The following is a 14,771-nucleotide window of genomic DNA, read 5'->3' on the forward strand; positions in this document are numbered from 1 at the left end:
GGCCCGTGCTCAGGGGGACGACTCGAATGTGCGGGGTCAGGCCGTCAGGCGCGCCAGGAGCTCGGCGTAGCGGGCGGCCGTCCGGGCGACGACGTCCTCGGGCAGCACCGGCGGCGTGCCCTGCTTGTCCCAGTGCGCGGAGAGCCAGTCGCGCACGATCTGCTTGTCGAAGCTCGCCATCCGCTCGGCGGGGGTGGATCCGGTCCGCCAGGCCTCGGCGTCCCAGTACCGCGACGAGTCGCTCGTCAGCACCTCGTCCGCCAGGCGGAGGGTGCCGTCCTCGTCGACGCCGAACTCGAACTTCGTGTCGGCGAGGATGAGCCAGCGCTCCTCGGCGATCGACGCGGCGCGGCGGTACACGGCGAGCGAGACGTCGCGCAGCTGCGCGGCGCGCTCGGGCCCGACGAGCTCCTCGGTGCGGGCGAAGGTGATGTTCTCGTCGTGCTCGCCCATCGGCGCCTTGTAGGCCGGGGTGAACAGCGGCTCGGGCAGGCGGTCGCCGTTGTGCAGGCCGGCCGGCAGCGGGATGCCGCACACCGTGCCGTCCGCCTGATACTCCGCCCAGCCGGATCCGGTCAGGTAGCCGCGCACGACGCACTCGATCGGGAGCATGTCGAGCTTCCTCGCGAGCATCGCCCGGTCGGCGACCTCGGGCGGGACGTCGCCGTCGACCAGGTGGTTCGGAATCGGATCCGCCCCCTCGGCCAGCCGGTCGAACCACCAGCGGCTGAGCGCGGTGAGCAGGGCGCCCTTCTCCGGGATCGGCGGCTCGAGCGCGAAGTCGAAGGCGCTCACCCGGTCGCTGGCGACGACGAGCAGCCGCTCGTCCGCCGGATCCTCCGGGGCGTACAGGTCGCGGACCTTGCCGGAGTAGAGGTGACGCCAGCCGGGGAGATCGAGGGGTGTGCTCACGCGTCCATTATCGCGGTGCCCGTCGATGTCCGTGGCCCCGCGTAGGTTGCCCCGGTGGGCACCGACTTCCCCCTCGAGATCACGACCGACCGCCTCCTGCTGCGCCGGCCGGTCCCCGACGACCTCGCGGACGTGTTCGCGGTCAATGCGGATCCCCGGGTCTGGACGCACTTCCCGAGCCTGCGCCCCACCGCGCCCGAGCAGATCGGGACGATGATGGAGCGCTGGTGGCGCAGCTGGGAGCGCGCGGGGCTCGGCAGCTGGACGGTACGGCTGCGGGAGACGGGACAGATGATCGGCAACGGCGGCTGCACGCTGCTCGCCTCCGACCCCGACGACCCCGCGGCGCGCGTCTGGAACCTCGGCTACCGGCTCTCGGCCGACCACCACGGGCACGGCTATGCGACCGAGCTCGCCCGCGCGGCGAGGGCGGCGGCGGCCGAGGTCATGCCCGAGGTGCCGGTGATCGCCTTCCTCGTCGAGCACAACCGTCCGTCCGCGGCGGTCGCGGAGAAGGCCGGCCTGTCTCTCGTGCACCGTGCCCCGGACGCGGGCAACCCCGATCCCGCCGTGATGCGGCTCGTCTATGCGGATCGCCCGCTGTCTGCCGTCCAGCTCGCCACGGCGCTGCGGTGACCCGAGCCTCGGGACTGGCGTCGGCGATCGTTCGGGCGTATAGTCCTACACGGATAGTCCACATGGACTAGTTGGGATGGAATGATCGTGAAGGATCCGGTGCTCACGCCCCTCGGGGTGATGGTGCTCGCGCTGCTGAGCGAGGGCGACATGCACCCGTACGAGATGGCGCGGCTGCTCCGCGCCCGTCGCGACGACCGGATCATCCCGATCTCCAACGGCACGCTCTATCACACGGTCTCCCGCCTGCACGGGCAGGGACTGCTCGAGGAGGTCGGCGTCGACCGCGACGGCAACCGCCCCGAGCGCACGACCTACGCCGTCACCCCGGCGGGCACGGAGTCCGTGCGCGAGTGGGTGCGTCGCGAGCTCGGGGGCAGCCGGCGGCGGACGTCGTTCCGGGTGGCCCTGGCCGAGGCGCACAACCTCGAGCGGGCCGAGGCCGTCGACCTGCTCACCCAGCGGCTCGCGCTCCTCCGGCAGGAGCTCGAGGCGATCGGCGCCGGGCTGGACGGCGCCGCGACCCGTGACGTGCCGGAGCAGTACCTCCTCGAGCCGATCCGCCACCGCCTCATGCTGCAGGCGGAGATCGAATGGCTCGATGCCCTCATCCCCCGGATCGCCGCCCCCGACTTCGCGTGGGGGCCGGATCCGGACCACCTTCTTGCCAAGCGAAAGGCTCACCACGATGGCTGAATCCGTCAGCACGTCGACCGGCGCGTACGCCGCCGGCCACAAGCCGAAGAGCCCGTGGCCCGCCCTCTGGGCGCTCGTCATCGGCTTCTTCATGATCCTCGTCGACACCACGATCGTGTCGGTCGCGAACCCGGCCATCAAGGCCGCGCTCGACCCGTCGACGAACAACCTCGACAACGTCGTGTGGGTGACCAGCGCCTACCTGCTCGCCTATGCGGTTCCGCTGCTCATCACGGGGCGCCTCGGCGACCGGTTCGGCCCGAAGAACATCTACCTCATCGGTCTCACGATCTTCACGCTCGCCTCGCTTGGCTGCGGCCTGTCCGGCTCGCTCGCCGCGCTGGTCGCGTTCCGTGCCGTGCAGGGTCTCGGCGCCGCCCTGATGACGCCGCAGACCATGGCCGTCATCACCCGCACGTTCCCCGCCGAGCGCCGCGGCGCCGCCATGGGGCTGTGGGGCGCGACCGCCGGAGTCGCGACGCTGGTCGGCCCGCTGGCCGGCGGACTGCTCGTGGACGCCTTCGGCTGGGAGTGGATCTTCTTCATCAACCTCCCGGTCGGCGTGATCGGCTTCGTGCTCGCGTGGATCCTCGTCCCGCGCCTGCAGACGCACGAGCACCGCTTCGACATCGTCGGCGTCTTCCTCAGCGCGATCGGCCTCTTCCTCATCGTGTTCGCGCTCCAGGAGGGCGAACACTACGACTGGGCTGGCTGGATCTGGACGATGATCGGCGCCGGCGTCGTCGTGATGGCCGTGTTCCTGTGGCAGCAGGCCAAGACGCGCAGCGAGCCGCTCGTGCCGCTCGAGCTGTTCCGCGACCGCAACTTCTCCGTGGCGAACCTCGGCATCGCCGCGGTGGGCTTCACGGTCACCTCGATGTCGCTGCCGATGATGTTCTTCTATCAGCTCGCCCGGGGCCTCACCCCGACCCAGGCGGCCCTGCTGCTCATCCCGATGGCCGTGCTCTCGGGCGTGCTCGCGCCGCTCGCCGGGCGGATCCTCGACCGCGTCGACCCGCGGGTGCTGCTCGTGCCCGGGCTCGGGCTGACCGTGCTCGCCCTCGTCTGGTACGCGCTGCTGATGAACCCCGACACCCCGATCGGCATGTTCCTGCTGCCCTCGGCGCTCATGGGCATCGGTCAGGCCGGCATGTGGGGGCCGCTGGCCACCACGGCCACGCGCAACCTCGCGCCGCGCCAGGCGGGCGCCGGAGCCGGCATCTACAACACCACCCGCACGATCGGGTCGGTGCTGGGCTCCGCCGCCATCGCGGCCTACATGCAGAGCCGCCTCGTCGAGAACCTGCCGGGCGCCGCCGACCACGGAGGCGACTTCGGCACGGGCAAGCTGCCCGAGTTCGTGGTCAAGGGCTTCTCCGCGGCGATGTCGCAGACGATGATCCTGCCCACGATCGTGCTCGCCGCGGGCGTGGTCGCGATCCTGTTCATGAAGCGCCCGGAGCACCTCCGCACGCGCTGAGCGCCGGCGGCGCTCCCGTCGCCCGGCTGTCTCGTCGACGCCCCCTCTGAGTGCCGACGCCCCCTCGTACGTACGTCAATACGAGGGGGCGTGGAGGCTGCGAGGGGGCGTCGACGTGCGGAGGGGCTCCACGGAGCGGCGTTGGCGAACGTGCCGGATTACTCCGCGACGCGGGCGGCGATGTCGGTGCGGTGGTGCGCGCCGTCGAGGCGGATCCGTCCGATCGCCTCGTAGGCGCGGGCTCGCGCATCGGCGAAGTCGGATCCGGTCGCGACGACGTTCAGCACGCGCCCGCCCGTGGCGATGAGGTCGCCGTCCGGCGCGTCGGGAGCGGCGGTCGCGGCGTGCACGATGCCGACGCCCTCGACCGCGGCGGCCTCCGCCAGGCCCCCGATCGGCCGTCCCGTCTGCGGTGCCTCGGGGTAGCCCTCGCTGGCGAGCACCACGGTGATCGCGACGTCGTCGGTGAACACGGGCTGCGGCTGGTCCTCGAGGGTCCCGGTGGCCGCGGCGAGCAGGAGCCGGGACAGCGGGGTGCGCAGCCGTGGCAGCACCACCTGGGTCTCGGGATCGCCGAAGCGCGCGTTGAACTCGATCACCCGCACGCCGGCCGGGGTGAGGATGAGACCCGCGTAGAGCAGGCCGATGAACGGCGTGCCCTCGGCGTCGAGCTGCTTCACGACGGGCAGCGCCACGGTGCGCGTGACCTCGTCGACGAACGCGGCCTCGCTGCCGAACTGCTCGGCGAGCCACGGCAGCGGAGAGTAGGCGCCCATGCCGCCGGTGTTGGGCCCCTCGTCGCCGTCGAAGGCGCGCTTGAAGTCCTGCGCCGGGCTCAGCGCGCGCACGGTGTCGCCGTCGCTGAGGAAGAACAGCGAGACCTCCGGGCCGGTGAGGAACTCCTCGATGAGCACGGGGCCGTGCGGCAGGTAGTGCTCGGCGTGGGCGAGTGCGGCCGCGCGGTCGTCCGTGACGATGACGCCCTTGCCCGCGGCGAGGCCGTCGGCCTTCACCACGTACGGGGCGCCGAGGGCGTCGAACGCCGCCTCCACCTCGGCCGCGGAGCTCGCGCGCACGGCGCGGCCGGTCGGCACGGAGGCCGCCTCCATGATCCGCTTCGCGAACGCCTTCGACCCCTCGAGCTGGGCGGCGGCCCGACCGGGCCCGAACACGGGGATGCCGTGGCCGCGCACCACATCGGCGACGCCCGCGACGAGCGGCGCCTCGGGCCCGATCACCACGAGGTCGACGCCGTGCTCGTCGGCGAACGCGCGCACCGCGGATCCGTTCATCGGATCCACCTCGACCAGGGTCGCGTGCCGTGCGATCCCGGCGTTGCCGGGGGCGCAGAGGATCTCGTGCCGCTCCTGCTCGGCGCGCAGGGCGAGGATGATCGCGTGCTCACGAGCACCGGAACCGAGGACGAGGATCTTCACCCGCCCAGCCTACCGAGCGTGCCCGGCGCGTTTCGCGAGTCGTCTCCGTCGAGGCTCGGCCGTTCTGCAGGGCGGCCTCGCGTTGTGCAGGGTGAGAGCAGGGACTGGTCCGGTTTTCCGGGCAGATCCCGGCGAATCAGGCGGGGTCCCCCTGCAGAACGGCCGACCCTCCCTGCACAACGGCCGGGATGCTCCCGTGACCTCCGCCGTGCGCGTCACACCTCGAGGCGGATCGGCCTTTCGTCGGAGCGGTCCCAGGGCAGCGTCCATCCGGCGGCGTCGAAGACCGCATCGAGAACCATCGCCGTGAACCCCCACACGATCGTCCCGTCGACGTCGAACGCCGGCCCGCGGAAGGTCATCCCGCCGCGGGTCAGCGTCGAGGTGTACCGGGTGGCCGGATCCAGCAGCGTCGCGACGGGCACGCGGAAGACCTCCACCGTCTCGGCATGGTCGACGGCCGCGACGCGGGACGGCGAGCGCCACCAGCCGAGCACCGGCGTGACGAGGAAGTTGCTGACCGCGAGCGGCAGGGCGGGCAGCGTGGCGAGCACCTCGACGCCGACCGGGTCGAGCCCGGTCTCCTCCTGCGCCTCGCGCAGGGCGGTCGCCGCGGCGTCGGCGTCGTCGGGCTCGCGTCGTCCGCCCGGGAACGAGACCTGGCCCGGATGCGAGGAGAGGGTCGCCGCCCGGCGCTGCAGCAGCACGTCGAGATCGGCGGGGACCGTGGTCGCCGCGGAGTCGGCGTCCTCGTCGTCGAGGCGGCCGAACAGGATCAGCACCGACGCGGGGTGCGCATCCGCGTCGACGCCGCCCAGACGGCGGTGATCGAGCGCGAGCGGCGACCTCGAGGCGGAGAGCAGGTCCGCGCGCGCGTCGGCACCGGCGCGGGGCGCGGCGGAGTCCGGGGTGAGGGCCATCGCATCGAGCCTAAGCCCGCGGTCAGGGTCGTGGGCGGATCCGTCCCTGGCGATGCCTAGGCTGGATCCATGGCGACGAGGATCGACACGACAGCGGGCCGCGCGGCGCTCGACGCCGCCCGCACCGCCCTTGCCGCGGGGGAGCGCCCCGCGCGCTCGGACTACGCGACCGCGGTGCGCTACCTGCTGCAGCTGCTCGACGAGAAGGCGCCCGGCAACAGCGTCGAGGTGCGGGTGCCGCCGTTCGGCGCGGTGCAGGTCGTGCAGGGCCCGCGGCACACCCGCGGCACCCCGCCGAACGTCGTGGAGCTGGATCCGGCGACGTGGATCGCCGTCGCGACCGGATCCGAGACCTGGGACGACGCGGTCGAGGGGGGCCGGATCCAGGCTTCGGGCACGCGCGCCGACCTCACCGCGCTGCTGCCGCTGCGGTACTGACCCGCTCCGGAACCGCGCACAGGTGCGCGTGGGACAATGGACCCATGAGCACGTCGCAGCCGGACCGCACGCCCGAGATCGAGATCGCGCGTGTCCGTCGTTCGCCGCGCTGGGGCGTCTTCCTCGGCATCGGCGTGGGGGCCGGCGTGATCGCGGCGTTCCTGCTGACCGTGTTCGGCAACTTCGAGGCCTCGGCGGCCACGCAGGTCGCCTATCCGTTCGGCCAGGTGTTCGGATTCCTGCTGCTGTGGACGGTCCCGGTCGGCATCGCGGTCTTCGGCGTCATCGCGCTGCTGCTCGAGCGGGGCGCCCGCCGCAGCGAGCGCGTGGTGCGGGTGGACCACCAGACGATCGCCGAGTAGCCGCGCGGCGCCCTCGACCTCCCTCGACGGACCAGGCGCCCGGATCCGGTCAGGCGACCTCGGCGATGACCGGACGGATCGCGGTGTCGAAGTCCACCGGGTCGTGACGGAGGGTGTCCGTCACCGCGATGCTGAACGCGCCGATCCGCCAGATCCCGCGCTGTGCGAGCGGCAGCACGTGCACGTTGAGCTCGAACGAGTGCGCGCGGCGGCCCGTGTCGCGCTCGAACTCGGCGAGCGCCGCCGCGTACGCCCGGTAGGGGTCGCCGGTGCCCGAGACGGACCGGGCGTACCGGTGCTGCGCGTCTCTGGCGTAGCGGAGGACGTCGGCGGCGAACGGCGTGATGGCGGTGCGCAGCCGCTCCGCGCCGCGGGTGGGCAGCGCGACCACGGTCTCGAAGCCGTCGACGAGTTCGAGGGGCGTGTCGGAGGGGTGCGTGACGGGCTCGACGGTCATCTCCCAGTAGCTGCGCCACTGCCGTTCCAGTGCGTCGTCGGCCTCGCCGTCGTCGAAGGTCCGCAGCGGGTGGTCGCGCAGCGTCGGCAGGTCCTGGGGCTCGCGGATCCCCAGGCGCTGGCGCAGGGCGAGCGCGACCAGCACCGGTATGCCGGCCTCCTCGCGGACCAGCCACTGCGGCTTCTCCGTCATGGCCCCATGGTACGGATTCCCGGGGGCTGTGGAGCGGTCGATTCGGGTTTCGAGGGGCGATGCGCGTCGCGGATCCGACGAACACCGCCCCTCGCACGGGAGAAGGCGGGGCGGATCAGCCGATCGTGCGCGCGACGGCGTCGAAGGCCCTGATCGTCCACAGCAGGCGCTCGCCGTCCTGCGGGGTCGGCCAGCTGGAGAGCTTGGCGGCCACCACGTTCGCCGCGCGGTTGACGTAGACCATCTGCCCGTGGATGCCGAGCGCCAGGAACACGTCCGATCCCGGGTAGGGGAACCAGAGGCCGTTGCGGTACATGCCCCCGGGCATGAGGGTCGGCTCGGCGGCGTTCGCGAACGCCGCGCGGGAGTCGGGCGCCCCGGCCACGGTCTCGGCGATCCACGCGGACGGCAGCACCTGGCGTCCGTCCATCGCCGCGCCGTCGCGCAGGAACAGGGTGCCGAAGCGCAGCAGGTCGCGCAGCGACGCCGAGACGCCGCCGTCGAACATCCCCGCGCCGACCGCGTCCACCCCCACGTTGGCTCCGAACTCGGCGCCCATCGGGCTCCAGAGACGCTCCGACATGAGGTCGGCCGCGTGCACTCCGGTCGCGCCCTCGAGCACGAACGCCAGGGCGTCCGTCTCGCAGGACTTGTAGTCGAACCGGCCGCCGTGCGGACCGTCCGCGCCGAGCGTGGCGAGGAAGTCGCGGAGGGTGTGCGGCGTGTCCGGATGCCGCCGCGGCGCCCACCCGATCGCCTCCTCGAGCAGGCGCACCTCGGCGTTCTCGTCGAGGTAGGCCTCGGAGAACCGCACGCCCGTGCGCATGTCCAGCAGGTCGCGCACGCGTGCGCCGTCGTAGCCCGACCCCGCCAGCGCCGGGACGTACGCGGTGACCTGCGCGCCCGGATCCAGCTCGCCGGCGCCCACGAGCGTTCCGGCGACCGCGGTCGTCAGGGACTTGCTCACCGACATCAGCAGGTGCAGGACGCCCGGCGACATCGTGCCGACGTACTGCTCGCCCATCACGGCGCCGTCGCGCGCGACGATCCAGCCGTCCGTGTAGGTCGAGGCCATCACGTCCTCGAACGGCGCCGACCGCGGCTCCCACGGATGCGGCACGTCGATGTGACCGAGGTCGGCGGGCACCGACGGCAGCGGGAGCGTGCGTCCGGGGGACGAGATCTCGTGCACGGGCAGGAAGTCCGCCATGTGCTGCATCGACCAGCGCAGGTTCGGCTCCTGCTGCCATGCCTCGAGGGGAGGGATGAACCCGTCGACCGGGCGGGCGCCGTCCGGGACGGTGACGGGTACGGCACCCGTCACCGGGGCCGGGCCCGTCCAGTTCTCGGTCGGCGGGGGTGTCACGTCGCCACTCATGAGGTCGAATCGGTTCCGATCTGCTCGTGCTCGTCGATCTCCGCCGCGGGCGGCAGCGGCGTGGCCGCGTACATCGCCCGGATGGACTCGATGAGATGCTTCGCGCGGATGGACAGGCGCCCCGAGGGCGTCTGCAGCCGGCCCTTGGTGACCAGGATTCCCAGATCCGCGCCCTTCCAACGGTAGTCGCCCGGGCCGTAGATCCGCAGGAAGAACGACTCCGCCTCGTTTCCGAGCAGGTGCCAGTCCAGGTCGCCCTGGGAGAACGCGAGCCGGCCGTAGGCGTCCAGCACGTACCGTCCGGTGGGCGGTGCCACGTCGATGTGCTCCACCGTCGCGTCGGTGTGCTTGATGATCATGTGGCTCCACTGGTCGGCCGCGGCGAGCTCCTCCCAGCGGTCGTTGATCTCGTCGACGTCGAGGTCGAACTCAACGCCGGAGTACTCCAGCAGGTGGAACACGAACAGCGGGATGTCGGCGTACGCGCCCGCGGTCACGTTGGTGATCGCGGAGGCGCCGGAGATGCGCGGGTTCAGCTCGCCCAGGTACACGTCGCCGGTGTCGGTGTCCAGCAGTACGTCGACCTCGAAGAATCCGCGGTAGCCCTCGGCGCTCAGCGCATCGCCGAGCTTGCGCACCAGGCTCGTCGCGGCGTGCCGGGTGGGCTCGTCGAGCACTCCCGGGAACATCTCGTTGCCGGCCCAGCCGCCGCGGTACGGCGTGAGCTCCTTGTGCCCGGTGATCTCGGTCATGAACGGGCCGACGACGGTGCCGTGCCGCGTGAGCACGGCCTCCACGGCGATCGGGCGGTTGTTGATCCGCTTCATGACCTTGAGCTCGGATCCGATGATCTCCTTCGCGTTCTTGTCGAAGGAGGCCGGATCGGTGATGAAGTAGGTGGTCTTGCCGGAGTCGCCGTAGGCGGTCTGCACCACGAGATCGGATCCGAGCCCCGCCTTCTCGGCCTGCTCCCGCAGGTCCTCGAACGAGCTCACGGTCGTGATGATGTTGGGCACGCTGGGAACACCCACGGCGTCGGCGATCCGCGTGGTCACCATCTTCGAGTCGAGCCGCTCGCGGAGGGAGGCCTTGGGCAGGATGAGCTCGTAGCCGAGCTCCTCGCAGATCGCCTCGGTCTCCTCGTCGAAGAACACCAGCGCGATGCGCGGCTTCTCGCCCGCCGGCGTGAGTCGGGCGATGTGCGCACGTACCTCGTGGTGGCGCAGTAGCCAGTTGTTGATCTGCTCGCCGCTCTCCCACTCGATGTACGGCTTGTGGATCGGGCTGAACACGCGCGGATGCGCACCCTGCCAGCTGTCGTAGTAGGTGATGTAGGAGAAGCCCCGCACCCAGCGGTCCAGGCCCAGCAGGTTGAACGCCGAGGCGCCGACGAAGAAGATCGGCGTGCGGTTGGTGCGGAAGTAGTGCCGGATCTCGGACATGTTCCGCAGGCCGTGACGGCGGGCGGGAGCCTCGCCGGCGGCGATCTCGGGGTCGAGGGCCGGCACGGCCACCGGGAGCGGACTGGTCGTCGGGCCCGCCGTCGTGGCCGACCGCGGCACGGGCTTGCGCCCGCGGGAGCGGGCCGGAGACGCCTTCTTCGCCGGGGTGGCCTCCTTCGCCGCGGCTGCGCTCGCCCCTCGCCGACGCGGTGCCGGCGTCACGGCCTCTGCAGTGTCCTCGACGGGGGGCTGCGCCGCCCCCGGGTCCTTCTGAGTGCGTGCCACGATGGTCCTCTCCGTTCGCGTAGGCGCGGCATCGTCGCCGCGCTTGCAGAGTTCTCTTGGGATCGGGGGGAGTCAAGTATTACCAGGTCCGGACCGGATCCACCAGCACCGCCGGCCTCCGAGTCGCGACGCGGATCGCCTCCGGCCCGGTGGCGGGTCGCACGGGGGCCGCGCACAGCCGCTCGCCGGTAGGATTGACGGGTGTCCTCCCGCACCTATGCTGAGGCCGGCGTCGATACGGCAGCCGGCGATCGCGCCGTCGAACTCATGAAGTCCGCCGTCCGTGCCACGCACGGACCCGAGGTGCTCGGCGGGGTCGGCGGATTCGCCGGGCTCTTCGACGCCACGGCCCTGCTCGGCTACCGACGGCCGCTGCTCGCCTCGAGCACCGACGGCGTCGGCACGAAGGTCGCGATCGCGCAGGCGATCGACAAGCACGACACGATCGGGCACGACCTGGTCGGCATGGTCGTCGACGACATCGTCGTGGTGGGCGCGAAGCCCCTGTTCATGACCGACTACATCGCCTGCGGCAAGGTGGTCCCCGAGCGCATCGCCGACATCGTGCGCGGCATCGCCGAGGCCTGCGAGCTCACCGGCACCGCCCTCGTCGGCGGGGAGACGGCCGAGCACCCCGGCCTGCTGGGCGTCGACGACTACGACGTCGCGGGCGCGGCGACCGGCATCGTCGAGGCGGATCGGATCCTCGGATCCGAGCGCGTGCAGGACGGCGACGTCGTGCTCGCCCTCGCCTCCAGCGGCCTGCACTCCAACGGATACTCGCTCGTGCGGCACATCCTCGCCAAGGCCGGGATCGGCTACGGCGACCGCTCGGACGAGCTCGGCGCGACCTGGGGCGAGGCGCTGCTCACCCCCACCCGCCTCTACACGACCCCGCTGCTCGGGATCGCGGATCGCTTCGAGGGCGCCGTCCACTCCCTCAGCCACGTCACCGGCGGCGGCATCGCGGCCAACCTGGCCCGCGTGCTGCCCCAGGGGTCCTGGGCCGAGGTCGACCGCTCCACCTGGTCGCCCGCCGCGGTGTTCCGCGTGCTGAGCGACCTCGCGGGCACGAGCCTCGAGTCGAGCGAGGGCACCTGGAACCTCGGCATCGGCTTCCTCGCGGTCGTCGACGCGTCGTCCGCCGCGGCGATCGCCGCGGCGCTCACAGAGGGCGGCATCGACACCTGGCAGGTCGGAACGGTGCGGCTCGACGCCGTCGCCGCCCGGCCGGCCGGCGATTTCGAGCAGGGCGCCAAGGGCGTCGACGGCGGTGCCGTGCGCCTGGTCGGCGCCTACGCGAACGGAGCGAACTGACCCCCATGTGCGGCATCGTCGGAATGGTCGGGCACGCCCCGGTCAACCAGGACATCTACGACGCGCTCCTGCTGCTGCAGCACCGCGGGCAGGACGCGACCGGCATCGCCACCGCGGAGCCCAACGGGGTCATGCACATGGCGAAGGCGCAGGGCATGGTGCGCGAGGCGTTCCGCACCCGCGACATGCGGTCGCTGCTCGGCAACGTCGGCCTCGGCCACGTGCGCTACGCCACGAAGGGCACCGCGTCGAGCGAGGAGGAGGCGCAGCCGTTCTACGTGAACGCGCCCTACGGCATCATCCTCATCCACAACGGCAACCTCACGAACACGCGTGAGCTGACGGCCGACATGGCGCAGCGCGACCGGCGCCACCTGAACTCCTCGAGCGACACCGAGCTGCTGCTGAACGTGCTCGCGCACGAGCTGCAGACCACCACCTCGACCGTCGATCTCGACTCCGAGCGCATCTTCGAGGCCGTCGCGCGCACGCACGAGCGCATCGAGGGCGCCTACGCCGTCATCGCGATCATCGCCGGTTACGGCCTGCTCGCGTTCCGGGATCCGTTCGGGATCCGCCCGCTCATCCTCGGCAAGCGGGAGCGCGAGGGCAAGGACGAGTGGGTCGTCGCGAGCGAGTCGCTCGTCCTCGAGAACGGCGACTACGAGGTGGTCCGCGAGATCGAGCCCGGCGAGGCCGTGTTCATCACCAACGACGGCACCCTGTTCTCGAAGCAGTGCGCCTCGGATCCGGCTCTCGCGCCGTGCGCCTTCGAGTACGTCTACCTCGCCCGTCCCGACTCGGTCATGAACGGCGTCTCGGTGTACGAGTCGCGGCTGCGGATGGGCGACCGCCTCGCCGACACGATCGCGAAGCACGTGCCGCTCGACGAGATCGACGTGGTCATGCCGATCCCCGACTCCTCCCGCCCCGCGGCGATGGAGGTGGCCCGCAAGCTCGGCAAGGAGTACCGCGAGGGCTTCTACAAGAACCGCTACGTGGGCCGGACGTTCATCATGCCGGGCCAGGCGGTGCGCAAGAAGAGCGTGCGCCAGAAGCTCAACGCGATGTCGACCGAGTTCAAGGGCAAGAACGTGCTGCTCATCGACGACTCGATCGTGCGCGGCACGACGTCGAAGCAGATCATCCAGATGGCCCGCGACGCGGGCGCCGCCTCGGTGATCTTCGCCTCCGCCGCCCCGCCGATCCGGCACCCGCACGTGTACGGCATCAACATGCCGTCCAAGCACGAGCTCATCGCGCACGGCCGCACGATCCCCGAGATCGCCGAGGTTCTCGGCGCCGATCGCCTCGTGTACCAGGAGGTCGAGGATCTCAAGGCGGCGATCACGGAGGGATCGGCCCTGACCGATCTCGACATGAGCCCCTTCGACGGCCGGTACGTGACCGGAACGGTCACCGAGGAGTACCTGGGCTGGCTCGAGGGGTCGCAGACCTCGTGACGTCGCGCGGTCCGGAGGTCCGGCCGCTCTGGCGCGGACGCACGCTGGCGGTGCTCGGCATCGTGCTCGTCGCGTTCTCGCTGCGGTCGGCGGTGGCGTCGCTGTCGCCGGTCGTGGACCACGTCGCGCGGGACTTCCCGATGCCCTCGGCGGTGGTCGGCCTGATCGGCACCGCGCCGCCGGTGTGCTTCGCCCTGTTCGGCCTGCTCACGCCGCTCATCGAACGCCGGCTGGGCCTCGAGCGGGTCGCCGTCATCGCGCTCGGCGCCGTCACGGTCGGACTCGTCGCGCGCGGGCTCGCGGTCGACTCGTCGACCCTGCTCATCGCGACCGCGCTCGTGTTCGCGGGCGTCGGCATGGCCAACATCCTGATGCCGCCGCTCGTGAAGAAGTACTTCCCCGACCGGCTCGGGCTCATGATGACGCTGTACACGACGGTGATGGCGTTCTCCACGTTCCTGCCGCCGCTCGTCGCCGTGCCCGCCGCGGACGCCGCCGGCTGGCGGGTGTCCCTGGCGATGTGGGCGGTGTTCGCGCTCGCCGGCACCATCCCGTGGATCGTGATGCTGCTGCGCACGCGCTCCGAGGCCGCTGCGACGCCCGCCGCCCCGGCCGATCCTTCCGGCACGGCACCGGATCCTGACCGCATCTCGTTCGAGGACGCGACCGCTCTGTCGACCGGGCCGATCGTCACGGCCCCGTCGAGCTCCCGGGTCTTCTCGCGGCTGGCGCGGATCCCGCTGGCCTGGACGCTCGCGGGCGTCTTCGGCACCTCGGCGAGCATGGCGTACACCGCGTTCGCCTGGCTGCCGACGATCCTCGTCGAGCACGCCGGCACGACGCCCCAGCAGGCGGGACTGCTGCTGTCGCTGTTCGCGTTCACGGGTCTGCCGGCGTCGCTCATCGTGCCCGTGCTGATCGTGCGGTTCCGTGCGACGACCGCGCTGTACGTGATCGGCGCGCTCGGCGCCGTCGTCGGCCTCCTGGGCCTGCTGCTCGTGCCCGCGCCGTCGGTCGTGTGGCTGTGGGTGCTGCTGTACGGCCTCGCGGGCTTGCTCTTCCCGCTCGCGCTCGTGCTGATCAGCATCCGCGCGCGCGAGCCGGAGACGGCGGTGGCCCTCAGCGGCTTCGTGCAGAGCACCGGCTACGTGCTCGCGGCGGTGTTCCCGTTCCTGCTCGGCGTGCTGCACACCACGACCGGCGGCTGGCAGGTGCCGCTCATCGTGCTCACCGCGCTGCTCGTCGCCTCGATCCCCGCCGGCGTCTACGCCGGGCGGCATGTCACCGTCGAGGCCGCGTGGGAGCGCCGGAACGGCCGGCGCTGGTAGCAGACCGGCCCGCCGGCGCCTGCCGCCGA

At 71.9% G+C, this 14,771-nt stretch carries 14 protein-coding genes; 8 read left to right on the forward strand and 6 right to left on the reverse strand.

Annotation, left to right across the window (positions count from 1 at the left end; genetic code table 11):
- Window positions 1-36 precede the first annotated feature (36 nt).
- A complete protein-coding gene (locus tag WFJ01_RS12745; protein WP_336629233.1) occupies window positions 37-912 on the reverse strand; it encodes a phosphoribosylaminoimidazolesuccinocarboxamide synthase in 876 nt (291 codons plus the stop codon).
- 54 nt (window positions 913-966) lie between these two features.
- Here WFJ01_RS12745 and WFJ01_RS12750 point away from each other — a divergent pair, with 54 nt between their 5' ends.
- From WFJ01_RS12750 to WFJ01_RS12760, 3 genes are all read left to right on the forward strand, one after another.
- On the forward strand, window positions 967-1,548 hold the full coding sequence (locus WFJ01_RS12750; protein ID WP_336629234.1) for a GNAT family N-acetyltransferase: 582 nt from the start codon (window positions 967-969) through the stop codon (window positions 1,546-1,548).
- An 81-nt stretch (window positions 1,549-1,629) separates the two neighbouring features.
- On the forward strand, window positions 1,630-2,244 hold the full coding sequence (locus WFJ01_RS12755; RefSeq protein ID WP_336629235.1) for a PadR family transcriptional regulator: 615 nt from the start codon (window positions 1,630-1,632) through the stop codon (window positions 2,242-2,244).
- Window positions 2,237-3,724, forward strand: coding sequence for a DHA2 family efflux MFS transporter permease subunit (locus WFJ01_RS12760; RefSeq protein WP_292887882.1), 1,488 nt, complete (start codon window positions 2,237-2,239; stop codon window positions 3,722-3,724). Before WFJ01_RS12755 ends, WFJ01_RS12760 begins: the two co-directional genes overlap by 8 nt.
- 158 nt (window positions 3,725-3,882) lie before the next feature.
- Here WFJ01_RS12760 and purD read toward each other — a convergent pair whose 3' ends face one another.
- Entirely contained in the window at window positions 3,883-5,160 is a 1,278-nt protein-coding gene (purD, locus tag WFJ01_RS12765) for a phosphoribosylamine--glycine ligase (RefSeq protein ID WP_336629236.1), read from the reverse strand.
- A 215-nt stretch (window positions 5,161-5,375) separates the two neighbouring features.
- Window positions 5,376-6,080 (reverse strand): NUDIX hydrolase, encoded by a 705-nt coding sequence (locus WFJ01_RS12770; protein ID WP_251447562.1) that lies wholly within the window; start codon window positions 6,078-6,080, stop codon window positions 5,376-5,378.
- A gap of 69 nt (window positions 6,081-6,149) precedes the next feature.
- Between WFJ01_RS12770 and WFJ01_RS12775 the strand changes: the two genes are divergently transcribed.
- Window positions 6,150-6,518 carry a sterol carrier family protein gene (locus WFJ01_RS12775; RefSeq protein ID WP_251447559.1) on the forward strand — a complete coding sequence of 123 codons (369 nt, stop codon included), beginning with the start codon at window positions 6,150-6,152 and terminating at the stop codon, window positions 6,516-6,518.
- Window positions 6,519-6,562: 44 nt separating this feature from the next.
- Complete coding sequence (locus WFJ01_RS12780) at window positions 6,563-6,880, forward strand: potassium transporter Trk (RefSeq protein ID WP_292887870.1); 318 nt, start codon at window positions 6,563-6,565, stop codon at window positions 6,878-6,880.
- Window positions 6,881-6,929: 49 nt separating this feature from the next.
- Here the strand turns inward: WFJ01_RS12780 and WFJ01_RS12785 are convergent, their stop codons facing one another.
- From WFJ01_RS12785 to WFJ01_RS12795, 3 genes are all read right to left on the reverse strand, one after another.
- Window positions 6,930-7,529, reverse strand: a complete 600-nt coding sequence (locus WFJ01_RS12785; protein ID WP_292887867.1) for a zinc-binding alcohol dehydrogenase — start codon at window positions 7,527-7,529, stop codon at window positions 6,930-6,932.
- A 115-nt stretch (window positions 7,530-7,644) separates the two neighbouring features.
- Window positions 7,645-8,895 (reverse strand): serine hydrolase domain-containing protein, encoded by a 1,251-nt coding sequence (locus WFJ01_RS12790; protein ID WP_336629237.1) that lies wholly within the window; start codon window positions 8,893-8,895, stop codon window positions 7,645-7,647.
- 8 nt (window positions 8,896-8,903) lie between these two features.
- Complete coding sequence (locus tag WFJ01_RS12795; RefSeq protein WP_292887863.1) at window positions 8,904-10,634, reverse strand: biotin carboxylase; 1,731 nt, start codon at window positions 10,632-10,634, stop codon at window positions 8,904-8,906.
- Window positions 10,635-10,835: 201 nt separating this feature from the next.
- On the opposite strand from WFJ01_RS12795, the gene purM reads away from it, so the two are divergent.
- From purM to WFJ01_RS12810, 3 genes are read left to right on the forward strand one after another with little or no spacing between them, the layout of a single operon-like run.
- A complete protein-coding gene (gene purM / locus WFJ01_RS12800; RefSeq protein WP_336629238.1) occupies window positions 10,836-11,951 on the forward strand; it encodes a phosphoribosylformylglycinamidine cyclo-ligase in 1,116 nt (371 codons plus the stop codon).
- Between the two features lie 5 nt (window positions 11,952-11,956).
- Window positions 11,957-13,414, forward strand: a complete 1,458-nt coding sequence (purF, locus tag WFJ01_RS12805) for an amidophosphoribosyltransferase (RefSeq protein ID WP_251447544.1) — start codon at window positions 11,957-11,959, stop codon at window positions 13,412-13,414.
- Window positions 13,411-14,742: an MFS transporter gene (locus WFJ01_RS12810; RefSeq protein WP_336629239.1), complete on the forward strand. Its 1,332-nt coding sequence runs from the start codon at window positions 13,411-13,413 to the stop codon at window positions 14,740-14,742. Before purF ends, WFJ01_RS12810 begins: the two co-directional genes overlap by 4 nt.
- The last annotated feature ends 29 nt before the right edge of the window (window positions 14,743-14,771 follow it).

It is taken from the genome of Microbacterium sp. MMO-35, assembly GCF_037147555.1.
GTDB lineage: Bacteria > Actinomycetota > Actinomycetes > Actinomycetales > Microbacteriaceae > Microbacterium.